The organism is Corynebacterium coyleae, from assembly GCF_030408635.1.
GTDB classification, from domain to species: Bacteria; Actinomycetota; Actinomycetes; order Mycobacteriales; family Mycobacteriaceae; genus Corynebacterium; species Corynebacterium coyleae.
Map to the genome: position 1 here is coordinate 2,326,428 of NZ_CP047198.1, position 16,258 is coordinate 2,342,685.

General features: G+C 61.1%; 15 protein-coding genes. 4 read left to right on the plus strand and 11 right to left on the minus strand.

Features of this window, described 5'->3' with window-relative positions:
- The first annotated feature begins 32 nt into the window (after positions 1 to 32).
- On the plus strand, positions 33 to 227 hold the full coding sequence (locus CCOY_RS11200; protein ID WP_244268646.1) for a hypothetical protein: 195 nt from the start codon (positions 33 to 35) through the stop codon (positions 225 to 227).
- 81 nt (positions 228 to 308) lie between these two features.
- Positions 309 to 1,262 (plus strand): iron-siderophore ABC transporter substrate-binding protein, encoded by a 954-nt coding sequence (locus CCOY_RS11205; protein ID WP_224213401.1) that lies wholly within the window; start codon positions 309 to 311, stop codon positions 1,260 to 1,262.
- Between the two features lie 21 nt (positions 1,263 to 1,283).
- Here the strand turns inward: CCOY_RS11205 and CCOY_RS11210 are convergent, their stop codons facing one another.
- The 7 genes from CCOY_RS11210 to glf form a co-directional block, all read right to left on the minus strand.
- Entirely contained in the window at positions 1,284 to 2,054 is a 771-nt protein-coding gene (locus CCOY_RS11210; RefSeq protein ID WP_070453300.1) for an ABC transporter ATP-binding protein, read from the minus strand.
- Positions 2,051 to 2,980, minus strand: coding sequence for a FecCD family ABC transporter permease (locus tag CCOY_RS11215; protein WP_244268758.1), 930 nt, complete (start codon positions 2,978 to 2,980; stop codon positions 2,051 to 2,053). The genes CCOY_RS11210 and CCOY_RS11215 overlap by 4 nt, the downstream gene beginning before the upstream one ends.
- Before the next feature lie 65 nt (positions 2,981 to 3,045).
- Complete coding sequence (locus tag CCOY_RS11220) at positions 3,046 to 4,068, minus strand: FecCD family ABC transporter permease (RefSeq protein ID WP_244268647.1); 1,023 nt, start codon at positions 4,066 to 4,068, stop codon at positions 3,046 to 3,048.
- 12 nt (positions 4,069 to 4,080) lie between these two features.
- Entirely contained in the window at positions 4,081 to 4,983 is a 903-nt protein-coding gene (locus tag CCOY_RS11225) for a siderophore-interacting protein (RefSeq protein WP_070829284.1), read from the minus strand.
- A gap of 303 nt (positions 4,984 to 5,286) precedes the next feature.
- On the minus strand, positions 5,287 to 6,999 hold the full coding sequence (locus CCOY_RS11230) for an RNA-binding domain-containing protein (RefSeq protein WP_092100864.1): 1,713 nt from the start codon (positions 6,997 to 6,999) through the stop codon (positions 5,287 to 5,289).
- Between the two features lie 128 nt (positions 7,000 to 7,127).
- On the minus strand, positions 7,128 to 7,364 hold the full coding sequence (locus CCOY_RS11235; RefSeq protein WP_070423337.1) for a hypothetical protein: 237 nt from the start codon (positions 7,362 to 7,364) through the stop codon (positions 7,128 to 7,130).
- Between the two features lie 9 nt (positions 7,365 to 7,373).
- Positions 7,374 to 8,564, minus strand: a complete 1,191-nt coding sequence (gene glf / locus CCOY_RS11240) for a UDP-galactopyranose mutase (protein WP_092100866.1) — start codon at positions 8,562 to 8,564, stop codon at positions 7,374 to 7,376.
- A gap of 150 nt (positions 8,565 to 8,714) precedes the next feature.
- Here glf and CCOY_RS11245 point away from each other — a divergent pair, with 150 nt between their 5' ends.
- Positions 8,715 to 10,598, plus strand: a complete 1,884-nt coding sequence (locus tag CCOY_RS11245) for an N-acetylmuramoyl-L-alanine amidase (protein WP_244268648.1) — start codon at positions 8,715 to 8,717, stop codon at positions 10,596 to 10,598.
- 18 nt (positions 10,599 to 10,616) lie between these two features.
- Here the strand turns inward: CCOY_RS11245 and glpK are convergent, their stop codons facing one another.
- On the minus strand, positions 10,617 to 12,077 hold the full coding sequence (gene glpK, locus CCOY_RS11250; protein ID WP_092100870.1) for a glycerol kinase GlpK: 1,461 nt from the start codon (positions 12,075 to 12,077) through the stop codon (positions 10,617 to 10,619).
- A gap of 354 nt (positions 12,078 to 12,431) precedes the next feature.
- Here glpK and CCOY_RS11255 point away from each other — a divergent pair, with 354 nt between their 5' ends.
- Entirely contained in the window at positions 12,432 to 13,313 is an 882-nt protein-coding gene (locus CCOY_RS11255) for a hypothetical protein (protein ID WP_143028431.1), read from the plus strand.
- 10 nt (positions 13,314 to 13,323) lie between these two features.
- Here CCOY_RS11255 and CCOY_RS11260 read toward each other — a convergent pair whose 3' ends face one another.
- The 3 genes from CCOY_RS11260 to serS are packed head-to-tail and all read right to left on the minus strand — an operon-like array spanning position 13,324 to position 16,243.
- Positions 13,324 to 14,163, minus strand: coding sequence for an HAD family hydrolase (locus tag CCOY_RS11260; RefSeq protein ID WP_092100874.1), 840 nt, complete (start codon positions 14,161 to 14,163; stop codon positions 13,324 to 13,326).
- Positions 14,160 to 14,990 (minus strand): lysophospholipid acyltransferase family protein, encoded by an 831-nt coding sequence (locus CCOY_RS11265; protein ID WP_070422638.1) that lies wholly within the window; start codon positions 14,988 to 14,990, stop codon positions 14,160 to 14,162. The genes CCOY_RS11260 and CCOY_RS11265 overlap by 4 nt, the downstream gene beginning before the upstream one ends.
- A complete protein-coding gene (gene serS / locus CCOY_RS11270) occupies positions 14,990 to 16,243 on the minus strand; it encodes a serine--tRNA ligase (protein ID WP_070839557.1) in 1,254 nt (417 codons plus the stop codon). Before serS ends, CCOY_RS11265 begins: the two co-directional genes overlap by 1 nt.
- Between the last annotated feature and the right edge of the window lie 15 nt (positions 16,244 to 16,258).

A 16,258-nucleotide genomic window follows, 5' to 3' on the forward strand; every position in this document is an offset into this window, starting at 1 on the left:
ACAGAAATCCGATATCGGCTTCCGCCGGCGACGTGTTGGACGTCATCGGCGACTCCGTCCCGGCCTTCACCACCCCATATGCACTGCTTGCCCACAACGACTCGGCCGAGTTCGGCACCGATGACGACACGGTGGTTGGCATCATCAACCGCCCTGACATCAACCGGTACCTCGTCTCGACGTTCGTCACCCCGGTCCCGAGCGCCCAGACAAGGATTGTCACTTAGGTAAGGCATGCCTTAGAGTAATCACGTTAGGTCAGGGAGACCTAACGTGAAACTTTTTGACCACCTACGAAAGGTGCAACCTTGGCACTCTTTACCTCTCGCGCCCTGAAGGGGATCGCAGCCACGTTCACTGCGGCGCTCATGCTTGCCAGCTGCTCCAGCGGATCAAGCGATTCAACAACCGCTCCCGAAACTTCCGATGCCAACGGGTCAGAGGAGCGCATTGTGACAATGGGCCTCGGCGACGTCGATACGGTCCTTGCCCTGGGCGAACAACCGGTTGGTTACGCCACCTGGCAACAGGAAGGTACGGGGGACCCTTCCGGACTTGGACCGTGGGCCAAGGACAAGCTCACAGTCGAACCAAACCCGCTCCGGGACACGACCACCGAGTTCAGTACTGACACTGCCGAACAAGTTGCCTCGCTCAACCCGACAAAGATCATTGCAGTGAATAGCGGCCTCGAAGCCGATAAGAGGGCATTACTCGAGCAGATTGCACCAACCACCTTCCACTCGGATGAGTACCAAGATTGGCAGGTGCCATGGGACGAACAGATTAAGGAAATCTCCAAGGCGTTGAATAAGGAGGCCGAAGGCGAAAAGCTCATCGCCGACTCCGAGAAGGCCTTCCAGGATTTCCGTGAAGCGCACCCCGAGTTGCAAGGCAAAACAGCGGTAATCGGCATGCCTTACGACGGAAAGTTTGGCGTCTACACCTCGGGCGACGGCCGCGGCTCCTTCATCGAAAAACTAGGGTTCAAGATCCCGGAGAAGTTCAACGGCGATGGCTCCAGCTTCTTCCTTGACTGGTCCCCCGAGAACTACGCCGACTTCAACGACGTGGATTACCTCTTCGTGCTGGACTACTACGGCGCAATCGATGCTCTGAAGAACGACGCCACCTTCATGGACCTCGATGTGAATAAGCGTGGCGGGGTCTACTGGTTAGACACAGATACCGCCAACGCAATGAGCATGCCGAACCCCCTCACGATCCCGTACGCAATCGATCAAATCAAAAAGTCGCTCTAGAACACCAGGCGGAAGTGGTGCTTACCGGGGGACAACCAGTGGGCCCCCATTTACTGGGTCTGTTGTCACGACAGCAGGCAGATGAAAAACGCGGTCCAGTAAAGACTCGGTAAGCACCTCAGCGGGCGCACCGACCGCGTCTACCTCGCCACGCTGCATCACGATGAGTTGATCCGAATAGCGTGCTGCGAGGTTCAAATCATGCAGCACCATAAGCACGGTTCTACCCTCCTGATCGGCGAGTTGACGTACGAGCGACAAGACTTCGACAGAGTGAGACAAGTCTAGGTAAGTCGTCGGCTCGTCCAAGAACACGAGCGGAGTCTCCTGAGCTAAGACCATCGCAATCCAAGCGCGCTGACGCTGACCACCAGAAAGTCGCTCGAGCGGACGGTTTGCAAACTCCGTGATATTGGTCAGTTCCATCACCTCATCGACCACACGTGAATCCTCAGCCGAGCTCTGTCGCAACCAAGATCGATGTGGGTGGCGTCCACGGCCAACCAAATCATGCACTGTCAGCCCCTCGGGAGCCACCGGAGTCTGTGGCAACACTGCAAGCTGACGCGCAATCTCGCGGCGCTTCAGATTCGCCATGTCCACGCCGTTCAGCGTTACCGTGCCGCAGTCACGCGTAAGAAGCCCTGCCACAGCACGCAACAGCGTTGACTTGCCACAACCGTTTGGGCCGATGATTGTGGTGATTCCGCCTTTGGACACGTCGAAATCAATGCCCTTGAGGATGACGGAAGCGCCATAACTTACCTTAAGATTTCGGACCTGAAGCATCATATGGACACCTTTCGTGTTGCACGCAACAGCGTGTAAAGCAGCACTGCGCCACCAATTGCAGTTGTGGCTATTCCCACCGGCAGATTCCCCGGCACCAGGGTTCGCACCGCCAAGTCAGCGACGGATACGATCGCCGCGCCAGTAAGCATCGCGGTTCCTAATGGCGGCGTTGCTGCATGTGTGATCTTGCGTCCGATCTGTGGTGCGACAAACGCCACGAAGGCTATCGGCCCAGATGCCGCAATGCCCATCGATGCCAGCATTACAGCCATTAGCATGAGGATCAGCTGGGTACGCCGGGGCTCTACCCCGAGACCAGCAGCAGTGTCCTCCCCCAAAGAGAGTGCCTCAAGCTTGAAGGCCACCCACCGCAATAGTGGAATGACGACCGCCAGTGCAATGAGTACCGCGATGGCGTCGTGCCAACTAGAAGAACCCACCGAACCGGTCACCCACGCCTGGGCCTTGCCTACATCTCGATAGTCAGCACGAACAAGCAGGAACGAGTTGTAGGCCATCGCCAGCGCATTGATGATGATGCCGGCGAAGACAAGCTGGAAAGACCCTAGTCCAGCACCACGACTCAGCCACCAGATTGCCGCAGATACGGTCAGTCCCCCGAGGAATGCACTGAGCGGCACGCCCAATACACGCAGCATCATCCCGGCACTTCCACCAGCGAGTAGCGCGGTCAACGCGAAAGCGGAGGCACCCGAGGTGACCCCCAAGATGTCCGGACTCGCCAGTGGGTTCCTTGTAATGGTCTGGAAAATTGCCCCGGCAAAGCCCAGCGCAGCACCTACCCCCAGCGCCGTGACCACTCGTGGCAGGCGCCACTCGAGAACTACAGTCCGGGTCAACTCTGCCGTTTGGCCCATGAGAGCGGAAACTACGTCTCGAACCGATAGCTCGAAATCTCCAACCATCACGCCCCCGAGGGCAGCGGCTAGGGCCAGCACCGCAAGAGCAGTGTTTATCGCGAAAACCCGCATCAGAGTTTCGTCCCCTTCCGCAAGATATGCAGTGCAAATGGGGCCCCAACGAAGGCGAGTGTGATGCCCACCTGTAATTCTCCAGGGCGCGCGATGACGCGACCAATAACGTCAGCAAACAAGAGCAACGTCGCCCCAGCCAGCGCGGAACACGGCAGCACCCAGCGGTAGTCCGGGCCGGTGAGGCTACGCACGAGGTGCGGAACAACCAGGCCAACGAACCCGATCGGTCCGGCTCCAGCCACCGCTGCGCCAGTAAGCAATGCAACCAGGACGATACCCAAGGTCCGCGCGATAGAAACTCGGACGCCAAGTGCATTTGCAACGTCATCCCCCAAGTTCAGGAGGTTTAGCTGATTCGCTGAAGCAAAGGCGCCCACGAGCCCAAGAACAATCACGGGAGCAAGGACCGTGACCACCTGCATATCGCGTCCGGCGATAGCACCCGCTGTCCAAAACCGCATCTCATTAAGGCTTCGCGTATGCGTCAGTACGATGCCGCTCGTCAGCGCAGAACAAACCGCACCCAACGCGGAACCACCAAGCACCACCGTGATCGGCGTAGATCCCAGGCTTCTCATGCTGAGCACGAACACAAGCGCTACCGCAAGTATCGCCCCGAGAAATCCCACCCCGACAGTGCCCAATACCGTCATTGACCCATAAAAGGAAATGGCTGCTGCCACAGCAAGCGCCGCGCCAGGCCCGACGCCCAGCAGGTTTGTGTCTGCTAACGGGTTTCGGGTGTGTCCCTGCAGCAGTGCGCCCGCAGTGCCCAGCGCTGCTCCCACCAGCAGACCAAGCAGAGTGCGCGGAACACGGAGCTGCGCGATGATCTTCGCCTCATCGCTGGACGCCTCAGACTGTTCGTCTGCATCCGAGAACGCCAGCATGAGTCCATCACGAACCGCGCTCACCGTCGCCTCGAAACCCATTTCGCGCGCCCCGATCAACAGCGACACCAGCGCTGCACACACAGTGGAAATCACAAGGAGGGCGACAAGCCCAACACGTTTAGTCACGCTGTAACTCCGTTACCGCCAGTACCCCATGAACGACACGTGATGACGAGGCACTCCCGCCTCCCCCACCAGAAGCCGCCGCATGGCCGTCACAGCCGTATTCTTCCCAGCGATCCAGTAATAGGTATGTCCCACGGTATCCGGCGTGGAAGCTATGGACTCACCACTGCTGGAATACGTGGGTGTCTCCCAGACTTCATCGAGCTGGGCTTCATCCACAAAACCAGGCTTTCCAGTTTCCAACGAAGCGGAGACACAACGGGATCCAACTTCCTGTTTCAGCTGCGCGAGAAGCAAGCCTCCGTAGTCGAAGTCACCCTCTTCACGAAAGTGCCAACGGATATCAACCTGTGAAGGGGAGTCGATGGGCAGATGATTGCCGGCGGGCACCTCAATATCAACCGAACCGGCGAGCCCCTCGGGCCAATCCCCCAAGATACGAGCCATTGCAGGCAACGCGGTTTCATCGCCGTAAAGACGCACAATCGCAGCAGATCCGGGGTCAAACTCAATACCAACACCGGAATCATCGTCGCGGGTTGGTCCAATAATCAGCAGCTGCTGCCCAGGGTGTGCGTCCTGCGCCCACGCCGAGGCGGGACCGGGACTATCGCTGTGCAAAACAAAATCCACATCCAATTCGTCAGGACCTTCAGCACTTCGCCGGAACTCCCGAATGGAATAGGTACGCAGGTGTCCGCGCATATGCTCCGGCATCGCACGCCACGTCTCCCACCACCCCTCTTCCGGAAGCTCGAACAGACCACTGACAGGCGGGATCAGTAGCTTGATACGCAAATCCCTGATAGGAACGGCGGGTCCCATGTCGTCGACCCCGGTGAACGTCACCCGCTGGAAACTCGGCGCAATGCGTTCACTGCGGACGACGGTTGCAAGGAAAGGTCTAAAACTCACCCCGCAAACTATATAGGCTTGCCTATCCTAAGGAAAGCATTGAGGTGAGCAGTCCCGGCGCCCGTGTAGCCGGCCAAACGGCTAGTCGCCTTTAAGACCGGTGACGGCACGGGCGCGGGCATCATCAACCGCCCTGACATCAACCGGTACCTCGTGTCCGCCTTCGTCGCCCCGGTCCCGAGCGCCTAGCCACCCGGCTGCGGAGTTGTTTGAAACAACTATGAAACAACTCGCTATAAAACTGACCCGAAATTAAACCATCGCCGCAGGTCACAATAGTTGTTTCGAGTTGTTTTGAGTTGTTTATACCGAAACCCAACGGACACTCGGGCCTCGCGTTGGGCTCCCGTCGGCGATTTTCGCTTTCCCTAGGTCCCGAAGGTGGCGAAGGATTCGGCTCACTGATTCACGCTCGACGCCGAGTTCATTCGCAACCTCACGAGCGTTCAGGGACTTCCCCTCGCGCAACTGAGCAACGATCCAGTCCTCGGTAGTCACGGATGCAATCGCAGTAGATTCGTTCCCCCCAAAAGCCGTCCGTGCTCGAGCAGACAATATCCACTCGGGGGCATCCCGCAAAGGTTCTAGGAAGCCCTGACTTGCGTACCACCCCAAGTATTCTTGGGCCTGCGCTTCCGGGACTTGCATGAGTCGGGCCGCCGTGGACGTCATCAAAATCTGGTTGTTCGCCAGATGACGCGCCACTAAGAGCCCATTTACGCTATTGAATATCGCCTCTCCGAACTCAGCACGCAGCAGGTACAGCGACTTAATAAAAGCCGAATCGACGTTTCCGGCGGGCAACGTGACCTCCACAAACGGTCCATCGGCATTCAGACTAGGCGCTTGTCTACCACTGGCGAGCATGGAGACCCACATGCGATCGAAGCCTCGCGAAGACTCTTCAGCGAGGCCCAACCGCCGCAATGCACCCATCAGAATCGGGTTACGCGGGATCGATTGGGTGGTCAGAATCCTTTCCTCAGGCACGCCGACAGGGAGACCACCAGGAGACCAAACGGTCAGACTGGTCGGAGACTGATCAACAACGATTGCAGTGGTCGCTCCCCAGTCGCGGTGCGCGAATGCGTTGGAAACAATTTCGTCTACAGCAGCCGCAGGAAACGCCGGAATGGGAAACTCTTGCCCGTTCGGGAGTTGCACTCGCGCAATTTCCTGCGACGTGTGAGCCTTAATCAACGCACGAAGCTGTTCTGATGCAGTAATCAACGGTGCGGAGATCTCGGTGACTTTCGGATCGCCACTGGGCACGTCGCGAAGCAAGTGTCGCACGACCGTCCGGTTGCGCAGCGGCTGCATGAAGAGAATTTCTGCCGCAAAGGTCAGCGCGCCATGGGGCGTAAACAATCCCAACTCACTGCAGAGTTCAAGACTCGTCTGGGGTACAGGAGAGTCATCACCCAAGGCATGCTTCCGGTTGGCAAGGAGTGCTTTAGCCTGCTCGATTGCCTTAGGGTCGAGATCTTCAGGGCTTCGTCGAGACGCAGTAGCGCTCAGGTCGGGGTTCGATCGGGAAAGGTGAATACTGCGACGCTCATCCTCCCCCAGAGGGACGCAGTTTTTCCCGACACGTTTACTGGCCTGGCCTTTGGAACGCTGATACAACGCCATCCCCCGCGGGATGCGCAACGCAATCAAACGCTTGCCGCAGCGCTCGATTTCAGAAGCTTCGACCTGAATATGAGGCTGCGTCTTGCTGTAAATCTTTTCCACCAACCAGTCGCATGAGCGATCGGTACCGGTGAACGCAGCAGGGCCTGTCTTCTTGTCGTTGACGCCAAGGACGATGTAGGCGACACCGCCGTCGGCGTTGGAGAAACAAATGACCTCGTCGACAAGAAACTCCACAAGCCCCGCATCGGGGTTCTTGTTCATCGGGTGGACAGCAGGATCTTCCTTGAAATCCAGTACCTGGGATTCCCAGCTCCCAGCGCTATCTCCGGCCTCGATTGCCGACAGCGCTTCCTCCACACCCTCAAAACCCGAATCGAGCATGGGCTCAGAATAACAAAAGTTGTTTCAAAGTTGTTTGAAACAACTCCGAAACAACTTACCGCAAAACTCGCCCAAAATCAGCCCATCCGAGCAGGTCAGCATAGTTGTTTGGAGTTGTTTTGGGTTGTTTATAACTCGACCGTCGTGCCGTCGATCACCTTGGACGGCACACCGATCTTGCCGGCGGCGCGCACGTCAGCGAACCCGTCAAGCGAGTCGCGCAGGGTGAGGAAGCGTTTGAGGTTGCGCAGGTTGGTGACGTCGAGAAGTTCGGCGTCGCCGAAGGCCTGCGGGTCTGCCTTAAACTGCGCGATCACGTCGGTGCAGTCGGGGCAGTCGGGGTGAACGAAAATCTCAGCGCTCACAAGTACCTCCTAGTGGCCGCGCGGCTGGGACAGTGGCTCGCCGGACTCGAAGAACGGACGGAGCTGGTTGTCGAACAGGGTCAGTGCAGACGCGATGGCCATGTGCATATCCAGGTACTGGTAGGTACCCAGGCGGCCGCCGAAGAGGACGTTGTGTTGTTCGGATTCTTCCGCCGCGAGTCGTCGATAAGCCTCGAGCTTCGCGCGGTCCTCGGGGGTGTTAATCGGGTAGTACACCTCGTCGTCACCCTCGGCGAAGCGGGAGTATTCCTTGACAATGACGGTCTTGTCGGTGGGGTACTCGGTGCGCTCCGGGTGGAAGTGGCGGAACTCGTGGATGCGGGTGTAGGGGACGTCGGCGTCGTTGTAGTTCATCACCGAGGTGCCCTGGAAGTCGCCGGTGTTCAGCACTTCCTGCCCAAAGTCGAGGGTGCGCCAGCCGAGGTGGCCTTCGGCGTAGTCGAAGTACTGGTCGAGCGGGCCGGTGTAGACCACTGGTGCGTCGGGGTTTTCGGCGCGGATGTCGTCGCGGACGGTGAACCAGTCGGTGTCGGTGCGGACGTCGATAAGCTCATGCTCCGCCATCTTCTCCAGCCAGGCGGCGTATCCGTCGACGGGGAGGCCTTCGTACTTGTCGTTGAAGTAACGGTTGTTAAAGGTGTAGCGCACTGGCAAGCGGGAGATGATCTCCGGCGGCAGGTCAGTCGGGTCGGTCTGCCACTGCTTGGCGGTGTAGTGCTTCACAAACGCCTCGTAGAGCGGCTTGCCGATCAGGGCGATGCCACGCTCTTCCAGGTTGGTCGCGGCGGCCGGGTCGAGGCCTTCGCGCTGCTGTTCGATGAGCTTCTTCGCTTCGTCCGGCGAGTAGTACTTGCCGAAGAACTGGTTGATCAGGCCGAGGCCCATGGGGAATTGGTAGGCGGTGCCGTCGTGCATCGCAAACACGCGGTGCTGGTAGTCGGTGAACGAGGTGAAGCGGTTGACGTATTCCCACACGCGCTCGTTCGACGTGTGGAAGAGGTGCGCGCCGTATTTGTGCACCTCGATGCCGGTTTCCGGCTCCTGCTCCGAGTAGGCGTTGCCGCCGATGTGGTTGCGCTTTTCCACCACCAGCACGCGTTTGCCCAGCTCGCTCGCCGCTTGCTCGGCCACGGTGAGGCCGAAGAACCCTGATCCAACAACAATGAGGTCGTATGCCATGCGGTCTATTTTCGCACAGTTGCTTATCGACGACACCACGCCGCGACACGCCACAAAAGCCTCAAGTCTTTCTTGAGACTTTAAATTGCACTACACTGCGTTCCAGTCACAATTGCCACTATTTTCACAAGAAGTGTCAGGAGTTTTACCGTGCAACAACGCCGTAGTCTTCAGGGCGGTGCGGTCCGACCACGCCGGGCCGTAGTCCTGCCTGCCGTGGTGTCCGTTCTCCTCGTGGTGGCTCTCGTCGCTACGCAAGTGTTCAGCGGCAACCGCATCCTCCACGTCCAATCCCTCGGCGCCGGCGCACCCGAGGTGTACACCGCGTCCGAGTCCTTCGCGTCCGGCGCGAACATCACTGTCGACGACGCCGCCATCCGCACCCAAGGCGGCGAAGAAGGCGAAGTACGCCGCGTGGTCAAGGAGTTCACCAACGACCGCGACTTCTCCATCGTCGGCCTGACCTGGACCGGCGACCGCGACATCGCCGCCTTCGTCCGCTCCCAGCAGGCCGACGGCACCTGGTCAGAATGGTTCGAAATGGACCCGATCGACCCGCCGAAGGGCAGCGACAAGTTCGGCACCGAACCGATCTTCGTGGGCAAAACCAAGCGCGTCCAGGTCTCCACCGGCGGCGTCGACCTTCTCGACGGCGGCCGCACCGAATCCGGCGCCCCCACCACCGCCAAGGACCTCAACGCCGTCTTCCTCGACGGCGGCGAAGGCCAAACCCAAGGCGGCATCAACCCGGTCGCGGACTCCTACACCTGGGGCATGCCCAAGGTGATCACCCGCGCACAGTGGGGTGCAGGCTCCAGCCAGGCCCCGTACTACTCCGAACCAACCACCGCAGCGACCGTGCACCACACCGCAGGCTCCAACAACTACACCGAGGCCCAGGCACCGGGCATCGTCCGCGGTATCTGGACCTACCACGCCCGCAACCTGGGCTGGGGTGACATTGGCTACCACGCGCTCGTGGATAAGTACGGCAACATCTACGAAGGCCGCGCAGGCGGCATGGACCGCAGCCCACAAGGCGCACACGTCGGCGGATTCAACCAAAACACCTGGGGCGTATCCATGCTTGGCGATTACCAAAGCGCCCAGCCCACCACCGCAGCACTGCGCGCCATGGGCGAAATCATCGGCTGGAAGGCAGCCGTCGCCGACTTCAACCCAATGGGCTACAGCTACCACCAGGCAGAATTCAGCTTCAAGGGCTCCAAGTACTCGGCTGGCCAGGGTGCATCGTTTAGCAACATCAACGCTCACCGTGACTTCCACTACAGCACCTGCCCAGGCGACAACCTGTACTCCAAACTGCCCATGATCCGCGCCACCGCCGCAGCGAAGTACCGCACGCTCAAGGCCGGCAACCGCGCAGGCCTGGGCAACCGCGGCACCGAGTCGACCGCTGTCACCACCACGGCGCAGTCCCCGGCATTGCCAGGCGACACCGGCAATCAGGGCAACACCGGCAACAACGCCACAGGCGTTCTCACCGGCCTGACCTCCGGCGACCCGATCGCCATCGCCACCGCGGCCGGCACCGTCATCGGCGCAGTCCTGCTGTTCCTGGCGGCACGCGACATGCTCCCCGGCGTCAGCGAGCGCCAGGGGTTGGAGGTCTTCCAAGGGCTCAACCTCGCACAGGTCTCGGAGTTGGCCCAAAAGATCGGCCCAGCTGTCGGCCCAGCACTGAACGCCTTCGGCGCCACCGAGGCCGCCGCCGTCTGGACCGCTCTTGAGCCCACCCTGGGCAAACTCATCGCAGGCGTTGGCGGACCGACCGGCCCGGCAATCACCTTCTACTCCAACGGCATCGCCGCGCGTAATGACCAGGGCGAGATCATCGCGCTCGTCGGCAAGATTGCGGAGGCCTGGCTGCAGCAAGGCCTCGACGCAGGCCCACTCGGCATGCCGATCACCCGCGAGTACTACCCGACCAGCGACGTCGTCCGCATCGACTTCGAAGGCGGCAGCATCACCTACAACCCGACCACCAACGCGCTGGACATCACCACGCGCTAGGCCCTCGCAGGCTCGGGCCTAGGCAAGATCTAGACAGCGCTCCACCGCGTCTTCCCACGCGGTGACCAGCCGGTCCCGTTCGGGGCCGGCCATTTCGCTTTCCCAGGTGGTGGAGGTGCCGAGCGACAAGGGTTCGTCGATAAGCGAAATGCCCATCGCAGCCGCCGACGCCGCCCCCATCACGGTCGTCTCCGTGTTCGCGGGCCGCTCCACCGTCACGCCGAGGATGTCGGCCTGCATCTGCATCAACAGGTTGTTCTCCGTCATGCCGCCATCGACCTTCAGCGTCGTCGGGTCGCCGCCCATCGCACACACCACCTCACGCGCCTGCAAGCATGTCGCCTCCAGCGCAGCGCGAGCAATGTGCCGCTTATCGACGAACCGCGTCAACCCCACAATCACACCCCGCGCATCCGGACGCCACCGCGGCGCGAACAGGCCGGAAAACGCGGGCACGATCACCACTCCCCCACTGTCTTCGACCTGCTCCGCGAGGGTTTCCGATTCTGCGGCGGTGCTCAGGATGCCGAGCTGGTCGCGCAGCCACTGAATCAACGACCCGCCCACGGCCACCGAGCCCTCCTGCGCGTACACCGGCGGCTGGCCCTGCACCTGGTAGGCGACGGTGGTCAGCAGGCCGCGGTCGCTAAACTTCGGCTCGGCACCCGTGTTGAGCAGCATGAACAGGCCGGTGCCGTACGTCATTTTCGCGTCGTTCTCGTGCAGGCCACCCTGGCCGAACAGCGCGGCCTGCTGGTCGCCGAGCACGCCCGTGATCGGCACGCCCGCCAGCGGACCCCGCGGACGGATCTTGCCAAAGTTGCCCACAGACGGCCGGATCTCGGGAAGGATTCGGGGCGGGATGCGGAGGTCGTCGCAAAGTTGCTCGTCCCAATCGAGGGTTTCCAAATCCATGAGCAACGTACGCGACGCGTTGGTCACATCCGTCAGATGCAACGCCTCGTCCTTGTCCTTCGCCCCGCCCGTGAGGTTCCAGATCAGCCACGTATCCATCGTGCCCGCCAGGAGTTCGCCCTTTTCGGCGCGCTCGCGAGCGCCTTCGACATTGTCCAGAATCCACGCCCACTTCGGCGCCGCAGGATACGAATTGTGCAAAAGCCCGGTCTTGTCCAGGTACTTCGTGGCGTCCCCATCGTGGTTCGTGCGGGTGTCCTGCCACACGATCGCGTTGTAGATCGGCTTGCCGGTTGCTTTGTCCCAAATCACGGCAGTCTCGCGCTGGTTGGTCAGCCCGAGAGCGTAAATGTCCTGCTCAGCGATGTCCTTGTCAGCAAGTGCTTCGCTGAGCGCCCGGCGTGTGTTACGCCAGATCTCCATCGGGTCGTGCTCCACCCACCCCTTGCGCGGCATGATCTGCTCGTGCTCAAACTGCGCCTGGGTGATGACCTTCCCGTCCGTGCGCGTGATGCACACACGTGTCGACGTCGTACCCTGGTCAATCGCCGCAATCAAAGCCATGCGCGTGATTCTACGGTGGGCGGTGGTGCCCGTTGGGTTGTTGTGGCGCTTTCTGGCTCGTTTCCGGTGCTTTCCTGGCGCTTTCTGACTCGTTTCCACTGCTTATCGTCTAGTTTCCGCTGATCGTCTAGCTGCATTTTTGTCGAACCAGACGATCAGCTAATTACTGAAAACCGTGTTCATCATCACCTGGGGAAATACCCGGTCCTCCCCGAGGCCGTCTAGCTGGATTCGAGGCGGAGCTAGACGATGAGCCGAACTAGACGATCAGCGCGCCCCGGTTCCCTCAAAATGCACAATATATTGCGCAAAGACCCCCTTTACAGCGCAGCAGTCGGGTGCAATATTGCCTACATGGGGGATTTACAGAAGAAACGCGAAGCAGAACTCGAACTCATTCAAGACGTCGCAGCAAAGTCCAGATCTGCAGTAATCACAGGTCCAGCCGCGGCCAGGTGGCTAGGACTCTCGACATATAACTGGGTCACCAAAGTCGACCTTGCACTACCAGGAGAAACGAGGCCGTGGAAGCGCGGCGATGCCCATCGCATCTACAGAAGTGGAATCCTCACCGACCAGGAGTACCTCGTACACAAGGGGGTTCGCACGGCGACGGCGATCAGGGCGATGTTCGACTCGTTCAGGTACCACGGGCGCACTGAAGCGCTGGTGCAGATCGAGTCGGCGAGGTGGAAGCACCGCCACCTGACCACGGAATACCTACTGGATAAAACGGGAGCGCTGCCGAAAGCACGCGGGATCGCGGGGTTCCGGAAACTCATCGAATACGCGACGGATACGTCAGCGAGTGTGTTGGAGACGATTGTGCGCGACGCAATCCTGCGTGCGATCGCAGACGGAACGCTTTCCGGGGTGGTCACGCTCGAGTTCCAGGTTGGCCTGCGGATTCGGGAACGTGACGGCCGCCCGATGATGGCCTGGGCGGACATACTGATCAATGGGTTTCTCGTTGTGGAGGCCGACGGTCTCGAGAAGACGAGCGGGGTAATGGGAGATGCAGCGAGCATGCTTCGCGACGAACGCGAGCGCGAAACCCAGCTTCAAAACCAGGGCGCAGTTGTCAGGCGGGTGAGGTGGGACCGTGCAACGTCCACCGAGTTCATCGCGTCGCTGCAGACTGTGATCGACAGCAGCCCCGGCGTGAGAGAGTTGCCGAATCGGGTGGACGTGAACTATCGCGACTGGTTGGAGGAGTTAGAACAACGCGCGGCATAACAGAACAGACCTAGTACCAGCGCTCGAGGACTGCGGCGACGCCGTGTTCGTCGTTGGTGTTGGTGACGTGGTCGGCGGCGTCTTTGAGTTCGGGTTTGGCGTTAGCCATGGCCACGCCGGTGCCCGCCCACTGGAGCATCTCCAGGTCGTTGGGCATGTCGCCGAACGCGATTGTCTCGGCGGCGGTAAGCCCGTAGCGGTCGGCGAGGTATTGGGCGCCGGTGGCTTTGTTGGCGCCGGGTCGGGAGATTTCGATGAGGCCTTCGTCCATGGAGTAGGTGACGTGGGCGACGGTGTCGTCGATAAGCGGTGCGATGATGTCGTACATCTCGGCGGAGGTCATGTCGGGGCAGCGGACCAGCAGTTTCGCGGCGGGCACCTCGATGAGCGTTTGCTTATCGACGACACCAAACCGACTATCCCACGCATCCGGGTTGTACTCCGGCGTGATCAGGAAGCATTCGTCCTCCGGGTCGAGGGCTGAGGAGCCGACGCGTTCGACGCCGTAGCCGTGGTAAACGTCGGCAAGCGCCCGTTCGACGTCGTGGAGGATTTCGCCCATGGTGTCGGGGCTGAGTTCGTGGGCGTGGAGGACGCGGTCCTCGGTGGGGTCGTAAACCACGGCACCGTTGGCGCACACGCATACGGGTGCGACCGGGAGCTGCTCGAGCACCGGGATGAGCCAACGGTGGGGACGGCCGGTGGCCAGGCCGAAATGAGCGCCGCTGGAAATCGCACGGGTTACCACGTTGCGCAGGCGCGGGGTGACGCGGCCGGCGGAGGTGATGAAGGTGCCGTCGATGTCAGAGATGATCAGGCGGGGTGCGGTGTCCGGCAGCGAGGTGGTCATGGTTTCCGGCCCTTCTTCGCGGCTTTCTCGGCGCGTTCCTCGGCGTGGATCCGGTCGGCCTCCTCAATAGTGGGTGCGGTGCCGCCGAGGGCGGCGGGCAGCCAGGGCTCACCTGTGCCGGGGCCGGCGAGTGCGGTGTATTCGGTGCGGGATTCGTCGAGAAGCAATTGCATCTGGCGTTTGAGTTCCGCGGTGTCGGCCTCGGCGTCACCGGTGAGTTCGACGGGTGCGCCGTAGCGGACGATGACCGGCACATTGCGGAAGTGTTTCGGCAGGTCCTTGGTCCAAATACGTTGCGATCCCCAGATCACGCACGGGATGAGCGGCACACCGGCCTGATGGGCGATGCGCGCGGCGCCGGTTTTGAAACTGGCAAGTTCGAACGAGCGGGAGATGGTCGCTTCCGGGAAGATGCCCACCAGGTTGCCGCTGCGAAGTCGCTCCACGGCGGGCGCGATGGCGGTGCTGCCGTGGGCGCGGTTGACCGGCACGTGATGCATCTTACGCAGCAGGCGTCCGAGGACGGGTACGTCGAAGACTTCCTGTTTGGCCATGAAGCGCACGAGGCGCTCGCCGCGCAGGTAGGGGCCGGTGCCCATGAGGATGAAGTCGGCGTAACCGGTGTGGTTACCGGCGATAAGCGCGCCGCCCTCGGTGGGGACGTGTTCGGCGCCGATGACGGTCACGTCGATGTTCAACGCCCGCATCACGCGCCGTAGCGTACCCACGAGCCCCTGGTAGAAGCGCTCCACCGCCTCCTCACGGTGGGCTGGGCTTTCAGTAAAGCGTTGCGGGACGTTGAATCCACGGTAGGCGCGCAGTTTCATTAGGGCGTGAGCACTTCCTTGCCAACCCACGGACGCAGCGCCTCAGGGACGCGCACGGAACCGTCGGCCTGCTGGTTGTTCTCCAGGATGGCGACGAGCCAGCGGGTGGTGGCCAAGGTGCCGTTGAGGGTTGCGGCAATCTGGGTCTTGCCGTCGGCGTCGCGGTAGCGCGTCTGCAGACGACGAGCCTGGAAGGTGGTGCAGTTCGAGGTAGACGTCAGTTCGCGGTAGGTGTTTTGCGACGGCACCCACGCTTCCGTGTCGTACTTACGGGCTGCCGAGGAGCCGAGGTCGCCGGCTGCGACGTCGATGATGCGGTACGGCACCTCAACGGCGGCGAGCATGTCGCGCTCCAGGCCAAGGAGCTTCTGGTGCATCTCCTCTGCGTCTTCCGGCTTGCAGTAGGCAAACATTTCGAGTTTGTCGAACTGGTGGACGCGCAAAATGCCCTTCGTGTCCTTGCCGTAGGAGCCGGCCTCGCGGCGGAAGCAGGAGGACCAGCCGGCGTAGAGCAGCGGGCCGTCGGACAGGTCGATGATCTCGTCCTGGTGCAGGCCGGCAAGCGCGACCTCGGAGGTGCCGACGAGGTACATATCGTCGCGCTCCAGGTAGTAAATCTCCTCGTCGTGCGCGTCGAGGAAGCCCGTGCCCTGCATAATGTCCGGGCGTACCAGCACCGGCGGAATCATGAGCTTGAAGCCAGCCTCGCGTGCCTTCTGAGCTGCGAGCATGAGCATGCCCAGCTGCATCCAGGCGCCGTCGCCGGTGAGGTAGTAGAAGCGCGCGCCGCCGACCTTGGTGCCGCGCTTCATGTCGATCAGGCCGAGCGGCTCGGCGAGGTCCAGGTGGTCCTTGACCTCAAAGTCGAACTCGGGGACCTCGCCGACGTGCTCGAGGACCACGAAATCCTCTTCGCCGCCAGCCGGGGCGCCCTCGATGACGTTGGCGATGGAGTACTGCAGCTTCTCCAGCTTCTCCTGCGCCTCGGCTTCCGCAGCTTCGGCTTCCTTCACGCGGGCCTTCAACTCGTTAGAGCCTTCCAGCAGTGCCGGGCGGTCCTCCGGAGCGGCCTGGCCAATCTTTTTACCGAACGCTTTTTGCTCGGCGCGCAGCTCATCTGCTGCTTGGATCGCAGAGCGTCGGGCTTCGTCGGCGGCCAAGAGCTCGTCGACAAGCGCTGGGTCCTCTCCGCGAGCTCGCTGGGACTCGCGGACTGCCTCGGGGTTTTCGCGCACACGCTTCAGATCAATCACAGTTGCATACCTTAC

What these genes read in the sequence shown, in the direction of transcription:
- CCOY_RS11255 (WP_143028431.1), top strand. Translation starts at nt 12,432, where the DNA reads ATGGGGGATTTACAGAAGAAACGCGAAGCAGAACTCGAACTCATTCAA.
- CCOY_RS11210 (WP_070453300.1), bottom strand. Translation starts at nt 2,054, where the DNA reads ATGATGCTTCAGGTCCGAAATCTTAAGGTAAGTTATGGCGCTTCCGTC.
- CCOY_RS11230 (WP_092100864.1), bottom strand. Translation starts at nt 6,999, where the DNA reads ATGCTCGATTCGGGTTTTGAGGGTGTGGAGGAAGCGCTGTCGGCAATC.
- glpK (WP_092100870.1), bottom strand. Translation starts at nt 12,077, where the DNA reads ATGGCTTTGATTGCGGCGATTGACCAGGGTACGACGTCGACACGTGTG.
- CCOY_RS11215 (WP_244268758.1), bottom strand. Translation starts at nt 2,980, where the DNA reads ATGGTTGGAGATTTCGAGCTATCGGTTCGAGACGTAGTTTCCGCTCTC.
- CCOY_RS11260 (WP_092100874.1), bottom strand. Translation starts at nt 14,163, where the DNA reads ATGACCACCTCGCTGCCGGACACCGCACCCCGCCTGATCATCTCTGAC.
- CCOY_RS11265 (WP_070422638.1), bottom strand. Translation starts at nt 14,990, where the DNA reads ATGAAACTGCGCGCCTACCGTGGATTCAACGTCCCGCAACGCTTTACT.
- glf (WP_092100866.1), bottom strand. Translation starts at nt 8,564, where the DNA reads ATGGCATACGACCTCATTGTTGTTGGATCAGGGTTCTTCGGCCTCACC.